A 17,803-nucleotide genomic window follows, 5' to 3' on the forward strand; every position below is an offset into this window, starting at 1 on the left:
CCTATATTGAATTCACAAACACCCGCACTGGAACATGACCATGACCACCCATAACCTGATGATCCGCTTTCGCTATGCGCTGCACAACAGCCGTCTGATGCAGATTGCGACCCTGTTCGGCTTCTGGCTGGCAGGTGAGGGTTTTGTCCGCCTGGTTGGACTGCCGCTACCCGGTGGTATTGTCGGCATGGCGCTGGTTCTGGCGCTGCTCTTAAGTGGTCGCATCAGCCTGTTCAGCATGAAGCGTGGCGCGGAATGGTTTCTGGCGGAAATGCTTTTGTTCTTTGTGCCTGCGGTTCTCGCCGTTCTTGAGCATCAGGAGCTGCTCGGAATGCTCGGGGTGAAGATCATGGCTGTTATTTTGGTTGGCACGCTGACTGTGATGACAGTGACAGCACTTACTGTTGATATGTGCTATCGCCTGAGTGTGCGCTATGCCGCTAAGTAATCCCTATGTGGCGATGCTGTTTTGGTCAGCGGCCACAATCCTCCTTTACCTGGCAGCAAAGCGCGTCTACCGCCGCTTTCCAATGTGGTGGCTGACACCGCTTGCCGTTACACCATTGCTGCTGATGGCGCTTCTCATTGGCATGAATGAAAATTATCGCAGCTACTTTGGCGCAACACATTGGCTTGTGGCTTTACTTGGCCCTGCGACCGTAGCCTTTGCCATTCCGATCTATCAGCAACGCGCAACCATTCGTCGGTACTGGCCTGTTTTGCTGGTCGGTGTGGTGATGGGCAGTTCGTCGGCGATGCTCTCCGCATGGGGGCTGGCGCACCTTCTTGGCCTCAATGATGCGATCAGCCTCAGTCTGATGCCGCGCTCGATGAGTACGCCTTTTGCCATGACGGTGTCCGGCGATATTGGCGGCACGCCTGACCTGACGGCAATCTTTGTGGTCATCACCGGCGTTTTTGGTGCAGCTCTGGGCGAACTCATGCTCAACTGGCTGCCATTGCGCTCGACGCTCGCACGCGGCGCGCTGTTCGGCATGGGCGCGCATGGTGCAGGCGTCGCCAAGGCGCACCAGATTGGCAGAGAAGAAGGTTCGATCGCTGGCCTCGTGATGGTGCTTGTCGGACTGGTCAATGTTCTGGCTGCGCCTTTCATTGCCCATCTTCTTTGAATCATTGTTTTAGCAGCATATTTTTCTACAAATGCTTATTTAATGAGCGGAACTCTTATATTCACATTTCTGCAACAAACTTAAGCATCGGCGTATTTGCATAACTGTTATGCGTTATTGGTCGTTGTTGAATAAAGAGGCTCAAGGTAAACATTGCTCATCGGGTTCACTCCTCCTCCCAGAACCCGATGACGAATACGGCACTCCTCCTCCCAGCCGTATTCAAGATCAGGCCGCGCATCCTCCTCCCGCGCGGCCTTTTTCTTTTTCTAATCTCCCAAAAACACATTCTGATCTGTTAACAGTGCGTCGCCGCATAGCCCCATGGGCATTTGAGCCGATGTAAACTATCTCTCGGGCAAGTTCACATTTGCGGTGAGTGCCTCTGTCTGAGAGACTTGCCGCCACAAAAGCGGGAGATCGCAATCATGACCAGCGGCATCCATCACCTCACGCTCATTACGCGCAAGGTTCAGGCCAATGTCGATTTCTATGCAGGCTTTTTGGGCCTGCGTATCGTCAAGCAGACTGGCGGCTTTGAAGATGCCGAGCAGTTGCACCTCTTCTATGGTGATCGCTCGGGCACGCCCGGCTCGCTGATCACTTTCCTCGTCTGGGAAGATGGTGCGAAAGGCCGTGTCGGTCATGGTCAGGTCAGCGAAATTGCGCTTGCCATTGATCGTTCTTCTGTTGGCTTCTGGCTGGAGCGGGCATTGCGCTATCATGTGCAGTCCGAAGGTCCGGTGCAAGAGTTTGGCGAGCCAGTGCTGCGCCTGCGCGACCCAGATGGCGTGATCGTCAAGCTGGTCGGTAGCGATCTTGCAGCCAATGACGCATGGGTGTCTGGTGACGTTCCGACAGAACATGCCGTGCGCCGCATCCGTTCGGCCACGATCCTGTCCGAGCAGCCTGAGCAAACTGTCAGCTTCATCGAGCGTTACTTCGGTTTTCATTCTCAGACGAAAGAAGGCACGATAGATCGTCTCGTTTCCGATTCAGGTGATGCAATTGACGTGCGCGACGCAAGTGGTTTCTGGCCGGGTATTCCGGGAACGGGTATTGCCGATCATGTGGCTTTCCGTGCCGCAACAACTGACGATGTGACGACACTGGAGAAGGAGCTTTCAAAGCTTAACTCCAGCGAAGTGAATGTGCATGATCGCAAATACTTCACATCTCTCTATGTCCGCGAGCCGGGCGGAACTCTGTTTGAGTTTGCCACAGACGCGCCCGGGTTCACTGTTGACGAAACGGTGGAGACACTCGGCCAAGCTCTTTTTGTGCCGCCGGGCAACGAGCAGCAGGCTGACGCGATCCGTGCTCGTATGCCTCAATTTGGTCTGCCGGGCGAGGAGCGGGTGATCTATCGCGAATTGCCGTTTGTGCATCGTATTCATCAGCCGGAAAACCCGGATGGCACGACGCTCATTCTTTTGCATGGGACGGGTGGCAATGAAAACGATCTCATGCCGCTTGCTCGTCTTGCCGCGCCTCGTGCAACGCTACTTGGTGTTCGCGGACGTAGCACCGAAGAGGGCATTCAGCGCTGGTTTCGCCGGTTCGACCTGAAACGGTTCGACCAGAACGACATTCGGTTTGAGGCGGAGGCTTTTGAAGCTTTTGTCGAGGGGGCGGTTGCTGCTTACCGCATCGACCCTGAACGAACTGCCTTCATAGGCAATTCCAACGGGGCGAATTTACTTGCGGCTTTCATGCGGCTGCATCCGCATGTCGTGCGTAAGGCTGTATTGCTGCGCGCAACGGATGTTTTGGAAGAGCAGCCAATTGCGGACCTTTCGGACGCTTCTGTCCTGTTACTCAACGGGATAGGTGATCCATTTGGAGATGCATCCGGCAAACTGGAAGCGGCCTTGCGGGCGGATGAGGCTGCAGTAGACGTTCTTTCCGCAGAAGGTGGTCACGGGCTGTCGGATGAAGATGTCCGGCTGACCGGTGAATGGCTGCAGCAAAAGCTCTGACCGTTTGTAAGAGATAAGAAAAAGGGCCGCCGAAGATCTCCGGCGGCCCTTTTGTTGTTTAATCGAGAGGCTTCAAGCCCTTTTCAATCGCCTGTCGTTTTCCTTCAAGGAATGGCGGCAGTGATAAGCTGTCGCCGAGGGTTTCAAGTGGTTCGTCAACTGCGAAGCCAGGACCATCGGTTGCGATTTCAAACAGAACGCCATTGGGTTCGCGGAAGTAGAGCGAGCGGAAATAATAGCGCTCGACCTCACCGCTTGATGGAATACGAAACGTTCTCAGACGATCCACCCATTCCTGCATGGTTTCCTGATCCGGAGTACGGAAAGCAACATGATGCACTGCACCTGCTCCCTGGGCAGCAGGTTCCAGATTAGGCTGCACAGCGATGTGCAACTCAGCACCCGCACCACCGTTACCCATTTCAAAGACATGGACATGGCCTTCGCCATCAGGCGATGCATAGTCGCAAGCTTCACGCATGTTCATCACCTTTTCCAGCACGATTTTTGTCGGTGCCAGATCCGGAACACTTAGCGTGATCGGGCCAAGGCCACGTATCTGCCGCTCAGCAGGAACCGGGCTTTTCTCCCAGCTATGCGATGCGCCTATGCCACCATCATCGGTCAAGCGCAGCCGCTGGCCTTCCGGGTCCTCAAAATCGAGAACTGCGCGACCGGCAATCTCGAATATGTCGCCGGTTTCGATACCCTTTCCTTTGAGGTGATTGCGCCACCAATCCAGGCTTGCAACCCCGTTCACGCGCAATCCTGTCCGCGAAACACTGTGTGTGCCGCGCCGTTCACGATGGACGGGCCAATCGAAAAAGGTAATGTCAGTCCCCGGAGATGCCAGCCCATCGGCATAGAACAAATGATATGCGCTGGTGTCATCCTGATTGACGGTTTTCTTGACAAGTCGAAGCCCGAGCGTGTCGGTATAGAAGCGACGATTGCCCGGTGCATCAGCGGTAATGGCTGTCAGATGATGCAACCCTGTGAGTTGCGGCTTAAGTTCTGAAGTCATTGTATGTCCTCCTGCGCAAAAGCGGATTTGCCCGCGCTGTTGGTTCAAATATCGGGCGCTTGGGATCTGCAGAAAAGTGGCTGTTGCGGAAACAGTGTGTAACCAAGATGCCGCATCGGGACGATCTTTCCACAGCCCCCACATTTAGGACTTGGCATATCCTCTCAGGTAAAGAATATATTAACCGCGCGCTCCGTGATGGTGAGAGCGCTCTTCGGTTTGTATCTTGTCAGGAGAGTTGGGTTTTGCGGAGCATCATTCGTCGTACTGCCCCGGCATTGCTTGTCTGCCTGACGCTGATCACCGGCTGTGCAAGCCGTCCGGATGGTGTTCTCGTTCCTATTGCTGCAAGTGTTCCCGGCGCATCAAAGGTCGATCTTCTGGTGGCAACTACGCGCGCGCCTTCCGGCAATCCAGGAACGCTATTTTCCGGCGAACGCGATCAGGACATCAGCCTGACTGAGATCATGGTCTCCATCCCGCCTGAAAAGAACCGCAAGGTCGGCGAAGTTCAATGGCCAAAGAAGCTGCCCGCCAATCCGCTCAAGGATTTTGCCACAGTTGAGGTCAAAGCGATCAATACCGAAACTGGTGCGCGTCAGTGGCTTCAGCACAGCCTGCCGAAATCTCGGCGTGTGATGGTGTTCGTCCACGGGTTCAACAACACCTATGAGGATTCGGTCTATCGTTTCGCGCAGATCGTTCATGATTCAGGTGCCGAGGTTGCACCTGTCATCTTCACATGGCCGTCGCGCGGCAGCGTGTTTGACTATAATTACGACAAGGAAAGCACGAATTATTCACGCGATGCACTTGAAACGACTTTGCGTAAAATCGCCGAAGATCCGCGTGTAAAAGATATCACTGTCATGGCTCATTCCATGGGCAGTTGGTTGACGGTTGAAGCTCTGCGCCAGATGGCGATCCGCGACAAGCGTGTTAATCCGAAGATTAGCGATGTCATTCTCGCGTCCCCTGATCTCGACGTGGATGTGTTCAGCAAACAGTACCGCGCGATGGGCAAAGACCATCCGCGCTTCACGCTTTTCACGTCGCGCGACGACCGAGCCCTGCGTGCTTCTCGTTTCATCTCGGGTAATGTTGATCGTCTCGGACAAATCGACCCTTCGGTAGAGCCATATCGTTCTCAGCTTGAGACAGCGGGGATAACTGTCATCGATCTCACGCAGCTTAAAGCCGGAGACAGCCTCAATCACGGCAAGTTTGCCGCAAGCCCAGAAGTCGTGCAGTTGATAGGTCAGCGTCTCGTCACTGGCCAGACGATCACCGATTCCGACATTGGACTGGGTGAGCGTCTCGGTGCTGTGGCTCTTGGTACGGCGCAAGGTGTAGGCAGTGCTGCATCGCTGGTTGTCAGTGCGCCGATTGCCGTCTTCGATCCAAACACTCGCCGCACCTATAATGAGCAGATCGACAGGTTTGGCAGAACAGTGGGCGGCACGGTCAGCGGTGCAGTTGGTAACTAAGCGCGGGCTCTTTCATATATTCACTAGCAAATGCGCTGTTGTCATATTTGAGGGCGCGCTGTAGGACTGCGACAAAATCTGGTTGTTGGCAGGGAGACCCTCATGCAGATCATCCATACGATTGAAGACTTGCGCTTTGCGCTTGGCGCAGCCCGCAAGAGCGGTAAATCTATCGGCCTCGTGCCAACGATGGGCTATCTGCACAAAGGGCATCTCGAACTTGTTCGCCGCTCGCGTGAGGACAATGACGTCACCGTCGTTTCGATCTTCGTCAATCCGCTGCAATTTGGTGCCAACGAAGACCTCGACAAATATCCGCGTGATCTGGAACGCGATGCAAATCTACTCCGCAATGCGGATGTCGATTTCCTCTTCGCGCCTGCCGTATCGGATATGTATCCGCGCCCGATGCAGACTTTGGTTGATGTGCCAGCACTTGGTAACCAGATGGAAGGCGAGGCGCGTCCCGGCCATTTTGCGGGTGTCGCGACCGTTGTAAGCAAGCTTTTCAACATCGTTGGGTCTGACGCCGCTTACTTCGGGGAGAAGGATTTTCAGCAGCTCGTTATCATCCGCCGCATGGTGGACGATATGGCAATCCCGGTACGGGTCGTTGGTGTTGAGACGGTGCGTGAGGACGATGGGCTCGCTTGTTCATCGCGCAATGTTTATCTGACAGCTGAGCAGCGCGCCGCGGCAATCATCGTGCCAAAAGCGCTGGATGAAGCCGAGCGACTTTACGGTTCGGGCGTAGATGATCCTGAAGCATTGGAAGTAGCTATTCGAGCATTTATTGCGTCAGAACCGTTGGCGACGGTGGAAGTGTTGGCGCTTCGCGATCCGCAGACGCTAGAGCGCCTTGAGACTGTTCAGGGGAGGCCGCTTCTCGTCGCTCTATTTGTACGTTTTGGAAACACAAAGCTGCTCGATAATCGCGTGATTGCACTTGCCGCACAGGAAAAGGCAGCCTGATATGAGTGTCACCGTTAAAAAGAAGCGCCTTTCGCCGAAGGCAGTTCAAGCAATGAAGGGCGTGCGCCCGATTGTCAGCCTTACGGCCTATACGACGCCGATTGCCCGGCTGCTCGATCCGCATTGCGATCTTCTTTTGGTGGGCGATTCCGTTGGCATGGTCCTCTACGGCATGGATTCGACGCTTGCCGTTACGCTCGATATGATGATTGCGCACGGAAAAGCAGTGATGCGTGGTGTTGAACATGCCTGTGTAACAGTCGACCTGCCATTTGGCACCTATCAGGAATCCAAAGAGCAGGCCTTCCGCAATGCGGCCCGCATCATGCAGGAAACCGGCTGTGACGGCGTGAAGCTTGAGGGCGGCGAGGAAATGGCTGAGACGGTTGAATTCCTCGTCAAGCGTGGCATTCCGGTCTTCGGTCATGTCGGGCTGATGCCGCAGCAGGTCAACACGGTTGGTGGTTTCCGCTCACTCGGTCGCGATGATGAAGAGGCCAACCGCATCCGCCGTGATGCGCAGGCCATTGCAGAAGCTGGTGCGTTCGCGCTGGTCATTGAAGGCACGGTTGAGCCATTGGCGCGCGAAATCACGCAGACCCTGTTAATTCCGACGATTGGCATCGGTGCATCGCCTGCCTGTGACGGTCAGATTCTTGTTTCAGATGACATGCTCGGGCTGTTTCAGGATTTTACGCCGCGTTTCGTCAAACGCTTCACGGAGCTTGCACCGCAGGTGTCGGATGCTGCCAAAGCCTATGCGGAAGAAGTGCGCACCCGGTCATTTCCGGGACCGGAGCATGTGTTTGGTGTCAAGAAGTGACTAAGCTTACGATCTGACTGCTTTTAAAAATAGATCCTGAACGCCGCGAACCATTTCATCGCGCTCTGTGATGTTTGAGCGGATGATAAAATCATCAACAGCGCCATGCAGCGCATGAAACAGCAGCGTTGCCAGCAAGCGTGTGTTTTCAATTGACCAAGCACCCGCTATCTTGCCTTCGCTCAACAGCTGATCAAGCCGGATGATTGCCGGGTTTTCCTGCATCACATGGCGCATAGGCGGGTGAAAGTCATGAAAAACCAGATCATGCAGTCGATAGTTGTCCAGATAGCTCGCAATGCCTGTGCTGGCCCATACTGTGAGACGAGTGGTCCAGTCATTGGCTGGAACACTGTTCATTTCGCTATCAAGCCGCTCGCAATAAAAGGCAATGAAGCGCTCGCGTAATGCCACAAGGATATCGTCCTTGCTGCGAAAATGCAGGTAGAATGTACCCTTGGCGACATCGGCCTTGCGCACAATCTCGTCGACGCTGGTAGCTACGAACCCCTTTTCCAGAAAGATCGTTTCAGCAGCCGACATAAGCTCGCTGCGGCGAATTTCCGCCGGTTTGGTGCGGGACTTGGTCTTGGCTGCTGGCAAATCCTTCACTCCGGTTTTCAGGCTGCTTCCAGTTTTGCGCGGATTGCAGCTTTGTCAAAAGCAAGCTGGTTGGGTCGAACAACCCGTTCATCAAGCCAGTGCAAGGCGGCATCGATATTTGAGAATGTACCGGCTGGCACGCGGAACAGCTTTTCCGCATCCATGCGGCTTGCTTCCTCATACACGGATTCAGGCACAATGCTAATCATGCCCATGACCTGATGGCGGATGCGTTCGGCATTCTGTTGAAACCATTGCTTGATTTCACGCGCTGCACCGTCTGGATGCTGAAGTGCTTCCGTGTCGAGAAACCGCCGGATCGCAATGAAGGGCTTTCCTTCATCCAGCCATGCGTTCCAGCTATCGAAGAATGCGCGCAGCTCTTCAATGGATGATGGGCCTTTGGCGAGCGTGACGATATAGGGCCACTGTTCGGTATCGTGAAACATAGGATCTCGCTTTTGCTGCGGCCTTCGAGTGTCGGTTTAAGCGGCATCCAGAAATCTGCGTTGCACGTCTGGAGGCAGCTGAAACCAGCCGCAAGCACTCATGTCTCGTGGTTATTGGGGCTGACAACCTGAAAGACCTGCACGCACACATTAGCCCGTCTCTCAGGTCGCCAATTTCACTGACTGATAGTCAGTCATTTAAAACCTACATGAAAATATGAATAAAGCAATCATGTTTCTTAAAAGAAGCTGATGCGACCAGCTGGCAGAGAAGGCGGCCACGTAAAATCCAAATGAAAGGCCCGCCCGCAACTCGCAGGCAGGCCTCCCGTGTTTTAGATCACTGGTCGCAAACGTTACTCTGCCAATAGCGATAAAGCGCTTCCACATCGCCATTTGTCAGCGTCTGCATCGCGCCTTTCAGTTGATGGTCAGTCCAGTCCCACCATTGCATTTCCAGAAGCATACTGACGCTGTTCTCATCGAAACGCGAGCGGATGGTGCGGGCAGGGTTGCCGCCAACAATCGCATAGGGTTCAACATCACGCGTCACAAGGGCACGGGTGCCAATAATTGCGCCATGGCCGATTTTCACGCCCGGCATGATGATCGCTTCAGAGCCAATCCAGACATCATTGCCGATGACCGTATCGCCCGATGGGGCATAACCATTCGCGCTGCCTGCGAATATGTCCACTTCTGACATGAAGAAGAATGGGAAGGTGCTGATCCAGTCGTGTCGGTGGCCCTGATTGCCCGCCATGATGAAGGCTGCACCTGATCCGATTGAGCAGAAGCTGCCAATGATCAGCTTGTCGGCACCTTCATCGGGCAGGAGAAAGCGGGCGCAGTCGTCGAAGCTATGGCCATGGTAATAGCCGGAATAATAGCTATAGCGCCCGATAATGATGTTTGGATTTGTGACCTGTTTGTCGAGAGTGATGCCCTTGAATGGGCTTTCAAAGTAATTTTTCATGAGAATACTCACTGCATGAGTGCCGGTCTCAAGCGCATCCCGAAAAATGGGAACCGGTTTTCGGAATAGGATGCGCGTGAAACGAAAGGCTCGGCATTTATCCGCCTGCAAATATGCAAACGAAAACCCCGCAAGAAACCAGAGGTTTGCTTGCGTTCATGCTCCTGGTGATTGATTGCTCAAATCACGGGAGCGCGATGCAGGGGGTACTCGAACATTTTATCATGGTGACAAGCATAGCGCCCATCACGGCGAAAGCCAAGCAGGCAACGAATTAGTTCCGCTTCTCCAGATTCTTTTCAAAGAATGTTGCGATTTCAGCATTCATGCGCTGGTGCAGTGCGGTTCTCACAATACCGGGATTATCAATGCAGAACCCGGCAACGAGTTTTGTAAGTTCTTCCGAGCATGGCGCGAGGAAGGTGAAGTGCCCTGCCTTTTCAATGACTTGCAACTGTGCCTTTGGCAGTTCAGGCGCAAGCGCCATGGCATTTTCTTGCGGCGATAATTCTCCATCCTGATCACCCACATAGATGAGTGTCGGTGCTGTGACTGACTTGAGAGTCTCGGCCCCGAAGATAACGCTCAGTGGTGCCATCAGGACATAAGCGCTGATGCGCGGGTCGGCTTGTGGGGCGAGGTCAGGGCGGTCATTTCTGATCTTACCCTCTGCCTCGCAGACGCTATGATCATCTGGTCGTTTTGCGCAGTAAGCTTCAAATCGTGACAGGTCCGGCTTAGCACCTGCAAGGATGAGGCCGGTTGTGCCGCCTGCCGAAAAGCCGGCGAAACCGATGCGGTCCTTGTCGATATGGGGGGCGAGTGCAGCTTCGTCTAAAGCTGCCGTCAATGCTGCTGAAATCTGCATCGGGCGGCCATAGGTCGAACTGACGGTACCCAATCGGCTTGGGTCTTTAAAGTTGTCGCCGGGATGAGTCACACTCACAACGATGTAGCCATTGCGGGCAAGCGATGCGCCCAGATCGTGATGCCCCCACATGCTGCCCATATTGCCATGCGACAGCAGGATCAGAGGAAAGCGGCCTTCTGCCATCGGTGCAGTGGGTGACGCCTGAACCTGATAAGGCCCAATTTTCGTAGCTTCCGTCTTTGCTGCACTGGGATAGAAGACGACTGCTTCCATGGGACGGCTATCGACCGGATCGACTACGGCAAGTTTCTTGAGACCGCTGCCATTGAAACTCTCGGCATTCGCCACGGATACGAGGCATAAAATCGCGGTGACGAGGGCGAATAATCTCAGAAGCATTTCAAAGCACTCCCAATGGCAAATGACGCGTAGTCTGTAAATTCGAATTATAAATAACAAAAAGGGAGGCATGAGCCTCCCTTTCTATCTTTATGCGGCGCGTTTTACTTTTCCACGAAAGCTTTTTCGATCACGAAATGACCGGCTTCGCTCTGGCTGCCTTCTTCAAGGCCGAGACCTTCCAGAATGACGCGCATATCCGCCAGCATTTCCGGGCTGCCACAAAGCATCATGCGGTCGTCTTGCTCGGAGAATTTCGGAAGGCCGAGATCTTCAAAAATCTTCCCGGAGCTGATGAGGTCAGTGAGGCGACCCTTGTTGCGGAATTCTTCACGCGTCACGGTTGGGTAATAGATCAGCTTTTCACGCACCATTTCGCCGAGGAATTCGTCTTCCGGCAATTCCTTGGTGATCAGATCAGCATAGGCCAGTTCGTTCACTTCGCGCACGCCGTGCACGAGGATGATTTTCTTATAGCGCTCATAGGCTTCGAGATCGCGGATGATCGACAGGAATGGCGCAAGGCCTGTACCCGTCGAAAGCAGCCACAGATTGTCACCTGGAATGAGATTGTCGTAAAGCAGAGTGCCGACCGGCTTTTTGCCGACGATCAGCTTGTCGCCTTCTTTAAGATGCTGCAGGCGCGAGGTCAGTGGACCATCCTGCACCTTGATCGAGAAAAATTCGAGCTGTTCATCATAGACGCTGGAAGCAATCGAATAGGCGCGCAGCAACGGTTTGCCGTTCACTTCAAGGCCGATCATGATGAACTGGCCGCTCTGGAAGCGGAGGCCTTGATCGCGCGTGGTGCGGAATGAAAACAGCCTGTCGGTCCAGTGGTGAACGTCAAGAACGGTTTCCTGATAAAAATTGCTGCTCATTGTCGGAACTGTCTCTGTTTCGCTTTTCACGGTATTCGCTTCAAATGAAGCAAACGTCTTTCATCGCAATCAAGGGGATCGCGTCTGGCTGCCTTCAGGGTGGCTTCCGCGGAGGTCGTGATTTGCCGGTATGCTGCACCATGCCCGGCCGACGATTACGGAAATCGGAATAATGCTTCTATGTCCCGACATCAAGAGTTAATCAGGTTGAATGCGTCGCGCAATTAAATCGAATCCAAACGCAGTCTCAAGGAATGGTGTTCCAATCGTGAATACTTCCGAAGCATGGTATGCTCCGGAAGCGGCATTTTCGGTTTCAGCGCATGTCTCGGAAAAGTGGGAACCTGTTTTCCGATAACGACATGCGTGAAAAGGAGAAGATAGAGCGAGCATAAAGGGCTCAATTAATAGCGACCCGCTCTATTTTGAACTGCGAACCAGTGCTATCGCTGCAAAGAGCGCAATGCTCGACATGGCTGCAAAACCGATAAACAGCCAGAGGGCGGCATTCGATATACCTGCAAAGCCACCGGGGTTACTGAGCCCCGCCAGATTGGCAATCATCCCTGCAAGCGCTGCACCCATAGCTGTGGTGAAAAGCTGTACCGTAGTCAGGGATGCCGAAGCCAGATTCTGGTCCGCTGCTTCCGCACGTTTGAAAACGCGGGTGAGCAGGTGCGGCCATGTCATGCCGACGCCAAAGCCTATGATTGCCATGGCAAGGCAGATTGGCAGCAGGCTGGTCCAATGTCCCTCGCTGCCCGGCGGAACCAGAATTGCAAGTGTTACCATACCTGCAATTCCCATGATGGGCGCTGCAAGGATAACCCGGTTAACGCTTTTGCCCGTTACGCCGGATGAGCCGATAGAGCCAAGTGTCCAGCTGCCGCCCATGAGTGCTGCAAGATAACCGGCAACCAGCGGCGACTGATTGTGCAGAACCTGGAAAAACAGCGGCACGAAGACTTCCGAACTCGTGACTGATCCCCCGAGAAAACCCATTGTGAGGTAAAGCGCGCCAAGGCGGCTCAGGCTGAATGTGCCTTTAGGCAGAATCCGCTTTGTCGACTTGTGCTCGACCATAACAAGCAGCATAAGCACGGCAAATGCGATGGCTACACCTGCAATATTCCAGACGGCACTTGGTGAAATGCTTGCGGCCGAAATGATCAGAACAGCTGTCGTCAACAAGATCAGCTGCGGCCATGCAAGCCTATCTTTGTTTTCACTATCGCCCGCACGTTTTGGCAGGATGAGTGTCGCCATGAGGGCAAAAATGCCAATCACCGGCACAAGCGACCAGAAGGCGGCACGCCAGACACCGAGTTCTGCAAAGATGCCACCAATTGCCGGGCCAACCAGTGTTGCCACACCCCACATGCCGGAAACCAGCGCAATGGCGCGTGGCCAGAGCGGTTCGTCAAAGACGATTCGGATCATGGCATAGGAGAGCGCCAGCATCATTCCGCCGCCAAGGCCCTGCACGACACGGCCTGCAAGCATGGCTGGCATAGAAGGCGCAAGGCCGCAGGCCAAGGTTCCTGCCGCAAAAATCACCGCTGCAACCAGGTAGGCATTGCGTGGGCCTGCCTGAGACAGAAGTTTCGGGACAAGCGCTGAGCCAAGAATAGACGCTGTAACGAACAGCGCAGTGTTCCAGGCATAATAATCCATGCCGCCAATATCGGCGACCACGGTTGGCAATATGGTTGTGGCAATGAAAACATTGATGGCGTGAAGCGCTACGCCACCGACGAGCGTTAGCGAACGGATCGCATTCTTGCCCGCGAACAATTCTCCCCAGCCTGCGGTAGCCCCTGCTGTTACAGTGGCGGCTGGATTTTCGGTCTGCATTTCTTTCCCTGGTCCTATCCCGCATTTCAGAGGCGGGTTAATGCCCGCTGTCCGCACGCGTTGGCGACCTTATAAAATGCTTTTTCAAACTTCGGAATGGGGAGTGAAGTAAAACAACGCCAATAAAAATCAAAAGGGGTTCAATTTAAGATGAAAAGCCCTATATGAAGCACAGAATTCAAAATCCGCCGCTGCGTTGGAGAAATTTTTCTCAAAACGTCTGTGGCGGATTTGTGTTTCTGTCACAAGGTTCCTATAAGCCTCTCCAAAGCGGCTTTTATAGTGCATCCCGAAAAGTGTGAAACGGTTTTCGGATAAGATGCGCGCCAGAGCAAATAACGTGCCCGCCAGCCAGCTGGACAGGCCATCTCCCCTAACTGACGACCCGGAACGACCATGATCCAGACGCCTTATTATCTGATCGACAAGACCAAGTTGAAGCGCAACATGGAAAAAGTTGCCTATGTGCGCGAGAAGTCCGGCGCGAAAGCCCTGCTGGCGCTCAAGTGCTTTGCTACATGGTCGGTGTTTGATCTGATGAGCGAATATATGGATGGTACGACGTCATCCTCGCTCAATGAGGTGCGTCTTGGCCATGAGCGATTTGGCGGCGAAACCCATGCCTATAGCGTGGCCTATGCCGATCATGAGATCGACGAAGTCATTAGCCATGCTGACAAGATCATCTTCAATTCGATTGGCCAGCTCGAACGCTTCGCTGATAAGGCTGCGCATATCAAGCGCGGCCTGCGTCTTAATCCCGGCATTTCGTCTTCAAGCTTTGACCTCGCCGATCCGGCGCGTCCCTTCAGCCGTCTTGGCGAATGGGATGTGGCGAAGGTCGAAAAGGTCATGGACCGCGTCACCGGCTTCATGATCCATAACAATTGCGAAAACTCCGATTTCGGTCTTTTCGACAAGATGCTGACCGACATCGAAGAAAAGTTTGGCTCGCTTCTCGATCGCGTTGAATGGGTTAGCCTTGGCGGCGGTATCCACTTCACCGGCGACGATTATCCGGTCGATGAATTCTGCGCACGCCTGGAGGCGTTCTCGGAAAAGTTCGGCGTACAGGTTTATCTGGAGCCGGGCGAAGCCTCGATCACCAAGACCACGACGCTGGAAGTGACGGTTCTCGATACGCTTTATAACGGCAAGAACCTCGCAATCGTAGATAGCTCGATTGAAGCGCATATGCTCGATCTGCTCATTTATCGTGAAAAGGCGAAAATGGCGCCAAATAACGGCGAGCACAGCTACATGATCTGTGGCAAGTCCTGCCTTGCTGGCGATATTTTCGGCGAGTTCACTTTCGATAAGCCGATTGCCATTGGCGACCGCCTCTCATTTGAAGATGCGGCCGGTTATACCATGGTCAAAAAGAACTGGTTTAATGGCGTGAAAATGCCAGCCATTGCCGTGCGCGAACTTGATGGCACGGTCAAATTAGTCCGCGAATTTGATTATGCGGATTTTGAAGGGTCGCTTTCTTAAAGATCCTTTTGCGGTCCTCAGACTGCGAAAAACTCATGTGTTCCGGGTGAGAAGGCAATCGGGACGGTTAACAGATGGCGGGTAACCGCTGGAAGAGGAAGCATCGACAGAAAATGAAGAAGAACGTTCTCATTATCGGCGCCGGGGGCGTGGCACAGGTTGTTGCACATAAATGTGCTCAAAACTCTGACATATTGGGCGATATCCATATTGCGTCCCGCACGGTTGAGAAATGCCGCAAGATTATCGATAGCGTGCATGAAAAGAAGAGCCTCAAGACTGAGGTGAAACTGGAAGCGCATGCTTTGGACGCGCTGGATATTGAAGCCACCAAGGCTCTGATCCAGAAGACAGGCGTTCAGATCGTCATCAATGTTGGCTCGGCCTTCCTCAATATGTCGGTCCTTCGCGCCTGTATCGATACGGGCGTGGCTTACATGGATACCGCGATCCATGAAGATCCGAAGAAGATCTGCGAGACCCCACCGTGGTATGGCAACTACGAATGGAAGAATTTGCAGGAATGCGAAGAGAAAGGCATCACCGCAATTCTCGGCATCGGCTTTGATCCAGGCGTGGTCAATGCCTATGCACGTCTGGCTGCTGACGATTATCTCGATGAAGTCAAATCCATCGACATCGTTGACATCAATGCCGGTTCGCATGGCCGCTGGTTCTCGACCAACTTCGACCCTGAAATCAACTTCCGCGAATTCACCGGCACAGTCTATTCATGGCAAGGCGGTCAGTGGCAGTCGAACAAGATGTTCGAAGTCGGCCAGACTTTCGATCTGCCTGTCGTCGGCCCAAGCAAGGCCTATATGACCGGCCATGATGAAGTGCACTCGCTGTCCAAGAACTACCCGAACGCCGATGTGCGTTTCTGGATGGGCTTTGGCGATCACTATATCAACGTCTTCACGGTGCTCAACAATCTCGGCCTTCTGTCCGAACAGCCGGTCAAGACCGCTGAAGGTCTGGAAGTCGTGCCGCTCAAGGTGGTCAAGGCCGTTCTGCCTGATCCATCGTCGCTTGCACCGGATTACACCGGCAAGACCTGCATTGGCGATTTCGTCAAGGGCACCAAGGACGGCAAAGAGAAGGAAGTCTTCATCTATAACGTTGCCGACCATAAGGAAGCCTATAACGAAGTGGGTAGCCAAGGCATTTCCTACACTGCTGGTGTTCCGCCGGTCGCAGCCGCAATCCTGATCGCTTCGGGCGAATGGGACGTGAAGAAGATGGTCAATGTCGAAGAGCTTAATCCAAAGCCTTTCCTCCACATCCTGAACCAGATCGGCCTGCCATCGCGCATTAAGGATGAAGACGGCGACCGCGCTCTCGACTTTGCGTAAGTCTGAATACAATGAAAAAAGAAAACCCCGCTTTAGCGGGGTTTTTTGTTTGTTGGACAAGTGGTGCAAGGTGATTGAGGTTTTCGTCTTGTCAGCGCGTAAATATCAGTCGTCTCGGGGCCATGTATCGGAAAGTCGATAACCGCCCGGAAAAGGATCACTCGGATCAAGCATAAGTTGCGAAGTCCCCGTCACCCATGCGCGACCGGAAATGATCGGGCTGATGGCGGGCTTGCCCGCAAGGTCTACAGCCTTATCAAGTCGACAATGAAACTCCGTTCCAAGTACAGATTTGCCGATAAATCTTTCACCGACTTTCATCTGGCCCTTAGCGTGTAGTATGGCCATGCGCGCTGAACAGCCAGTGCCAGTTGGCGAACGGTCGAGCTTGGCCGGGCGGATCGCCACGGTGTTGACGCCGGTGAGTACGTCGCCATCGCGTGTCACTGGTTCAGTGATCTGGCAGAATGAAATGTGGTTCCAGTCTTTCTCAGGATGGCGGAAACCAAGTTGTTCATTGGCGGCTTTGGTGATCTTCACGCCGATCTCGGCCAGTTCACGCGCCTGACCCGGCTCAATCTTCATGCCGATATGCGTCGCATCGACAATGACGAAACTGTCACCGCCATAAGCAGTATCGACGGTAATTGTGCCAAGTCCTTCAACTTCCAATGAAGCATCCAGACGATCTGCAAAGGACGGCACGTTGCGGACACTGATGCGCTCGGCCTTGCCGTTGCGACATTCCGCCTCCACTTCAATGATTCCGCCGGGCGCTTCCAGCACCATGCGGGTTATCGGTTCCTGCATCGGGATGATGCCGCTATCCAGCAGAACAGTGGAGACGCAGATCGAGTTGGAACCCGACATTGGCGGGGTATCAGCGGGTTCCATGATGATGAACCCCATCTGCGCGCGCGGATCTTTGGGTGGGACCAGCAGATTGATATGGCGAAACACGCCGCCACGCGGCTCGTTCAACACGAAGTTGCGCAAGGTCTCGTCGCTGGCAATGAAACGCGACTGCTCCCACACGGTATCGCCAGGAGGAGGAGCCACGCCACCGACAATAACATCACCGACTTCACCTTCTGCATGACAACCAACAATGTGGATGACTTTGGTACTACGCATGGCTTTCCTCGCAAATTCGCATCGCCACTATTGGTAAATCACGCGGCGTCGCGGTCAACTGAAATACGGACGGAAAAATGCCGTTTTGCGACATGTTGGAAATCGATTTCCACGCATGTCAGCAGTTGAGAATTTACTTCCCAAGGTGTGTTGCTTCTTTGTGCAAGTCTGATATCCATTGTGCTCCAATTTTGTGCAAATCGATGCGCAGCCCGCTTGGCTCCGGATCAGTTTCTGGAACATACACAACGTTCCCAATAGAAATTGAACAATCCGAAAAGTTGGGGCGAAGTCGCTTTTAGCGATGAACGCTCTTAGCCGGCATGGGGCGATCGATATTCGTATCACGATGCTAAATTCCTCAGATTGACA

16 protein-coding genes are annotated in these 17,803 nt (G+C 53.7%); 8 read left to right on the plus strand and 8 right to left on the minus strand.

Going from position 1 to position 17,803, the window contains the following annotated elements:
- Positions 1-40: 40 nt before the first annotated feature.
- From CEV34_RS09000 to CEV34_RS09010, 3 genes are all read left to right on the plus strand, one after another.
- Positions 41-448: a CidA/LrgA family protein gene (locus tag CEV34_RS09000; protein ID WP_007873532.1), complete on the plus strand. Its 408-nt coding sequence runs from the start codon at positions 41-43 to the stop codon at positions 446-448.
- The gene (locus tag CEV34_RS09005; RefSeq protein WP_007873533.1) at positions 435-1,130 is read left to right on the plus strand and encodes an LrgB family protein; all 696 of its coding nucleotides are present in this window, start codon (positions 435-437) and stop codon (positions 1,128-1,130) included. Before CEV34_RS09000 ends, CEV34_RS09005 begins: the two co-directional genes overlap by 14 nt.
- A 428-nt stretch (positions 1,131-1,558) precedes the next feature.
- Positions 1,559-3,109 carry a VOC family protein gene (locus tag CEV34_RS09010; protein ID WP_007873535.1) on the plus strand — a complete coding sequence of 517 codons (1,551 nt, stop codon included), beginning with the start codon at positions 1,559-1,561 and terminating at the stop codon, positions 3,107-3,109.
- A gap of 58 nt (positions 3,110-3,167) precedes the next feature.
- Here the strand turns inward: CEV34_RS09010 and CEV34_RS09015 are convergent, their stop codons facing one another.
- Entirely contained in the window at positions 3,168-4,133 is a 966-nt protein-coding gene (locus CEV34_RS09015; protein WP_007873536.1) for a ring-cleaving dioxygenase, read from the minus strand.
- Between the two features lie 245 nt (positions 4,134-4,378).
- Between CEV34_RS09015 and CEV34_RS09020 the strand changes: the two genes are divergently transcribed.
- The 3 genes from CEV34_RS09020 (at position 4,379) to panB (ending at position 7,415) form a co-directional block, all read left to right on the plus strand.
- Positions 4,379-5,620 (plus strand): alpha/beta hydrolase, encoded by a 1,242-nt coding sequence (locus CEV34_RS09020; protein ID WP_007873537.1) that lies wholly within the window; start codon positions 4,379-4,381, stop codon positions 5,618-5,620.
- Between the two features lie 102 nt (positions 5,621-5,722).
- Complete coding sequence (gene panC, locus CEV34_RS09025) at positions 5,723-6,592, plus strand: pantoate--beta-alanine ligase (RefSeq protein ID WP_007873538.1); 870 nt, start codon at positions 5,723-5,725, stop codon at positions 6,590-6,592.
- Position 6,593: 1 nt separating this feature from the next.
- Positions 6,594-7,415 carry a 3-methyl-2-oxobutanoate hydroxymethyltransferase gene (panB, locus tag CEV34_RS09030; protein WP_007873539.1) on the plus strand — a complete coding sequence of 274 codons (822 nt, stop codon included), beginning with the start codon at positions 6,594-6,596 and terminating at the stop codon, positions 7,413-7,415.
- A 6-nt stretch (positions 7,416-7,421) separates the two neighbouring features.
- Here the strand turns inward: panB and CEV34_RS09035 are convergent, their stop codons facing one another.
- The 6 genes from CEV34_RS09035 to CEV34_RS09060 form a co-directional block, all read right to left on the minus strand.
- Positions 7,422-8,027, minus strand: a complete 606-nt coding sequence (locus CEV34_RS09035) for a TetR/AcrR family transcriptional regulator (RefSeq protein ID WP_007873540.1) — start codon at positions 8,025-8,027, stop codon at positions 7,422-7,424.
- Positions 8,028-8,035: 8 nt separating this feature from the next.
- On the minus strand, positions 8,036-8,467 hold the full coding sequence (locus CEV34_RS09040) for a hypothetical protein (RefSeq protein ID WP_007873541.1): 432 nt from the start codon (positions 8,465-8,467) through the stop codon (positions 8,036-8,038).
- 340 nt (positions 8,468-8,807) lie between these two features.
- Entirely contained in the window at positions 8,808-9,443 is a 636-nt protein-coding gene (gene catB, locus CEV34_RS09045; RefSeq protein ID WP_007873542.1) for a type B chloramphenicol O-acetyltransferase, read from the minus strand.
- Between the two features lie 274 nt (positions 9,444-9,717).
- Positions 9,718-10,713: an alpha/beta hydrolase family protein gene (locus tag CEV34_RS09050; protein ID WP_007873544.1), complete on the minus strand. Its 996-nt coding sequence runs from the start codon at positions 10,711-10,713 to the stop codon at positions 9,718-9,720.
- A 104-nt stretch (positions 10,714-10,817) separates the two neighbouring features.
- Complete coding sequence (locus CEV34_RS09055) at positions 10,818-11,594, minus strand: ferredoxin--NADP reductase (RefSeq protein WP_007873545.1); 777 nt, start codon at positions 11,592-11,594, stop codon at positions 10,818-10,820.
- Positions 11,595-12,014: 420 nt separating this feature from the next.
- Positions 12,015-13,448, minus strand: coding sequence for an MFS transporter (locus CEV34_RS09060; RefSeq protein WP_007873546.1), 1,434 nt, complete (start codon positions 13,446-13,448; stop codon positions 12,015-12,017).
- A 396-nt stretch (positions 13,449-13,844) separates the two neighbouring features.
- On the opposite strand from CEV34_RS09060, the gene nspC reads away from it, so the two are divergent.
- Positions 13,845-14,942, plus strand: a complete 1,098-nt coding sequence (nspC, locus tag CEV34_RS09065) for a carboxynorspermidine decarboxylase (RefSeq protein ID WP_007873547.1) — start codon at positions 13,845-13,847, stop codon at positions 14,940-14,942.
- A 113-nt stretch (positions 14,943-15,055) separates the two neighbouring features.
- Positions 15,056-16,297 (plus strand): saccharopine dehydrogenase family protein, encoded by a 1,242-nt coding sequence (locus CEV34_RS09070; protein ID WP_007873548.1) that lies wholly within the window; start codon positions 15,056-15,058, stop codon positions 16,295-16,297.
- 105 nt (positions 16,298-16,402) lie between these two features.
- On the opposite strand, the gene CEV34_RS09075 is transcribed toward CEV34_RS09070, so the two are convergent.
- Positions 16,403-17,431 (minus strand): trans-3-hydroxy-L-proline dehydratase, encoded by a 1,029-nt coding sequence (locus tag CEV34_RS09075; protein ID WP_007873549.1) that lies wholly within the window; start codon positions 17,429-17,431, stop codon positions 16,403-16,405.
- Between the last annotated feature and the right edge of the window lie 372 nt (positions 17,432-17,803).

Source organism: Brucella pseudogrignonensis (assembly GCF_002252525.1).
Lineage (GTDB): Bacteria > Pseudomonadota > Alphaproteobacteria > Rhizobiales > Rhizobiaceae > Brucella > Brucella pseudogrignonensis.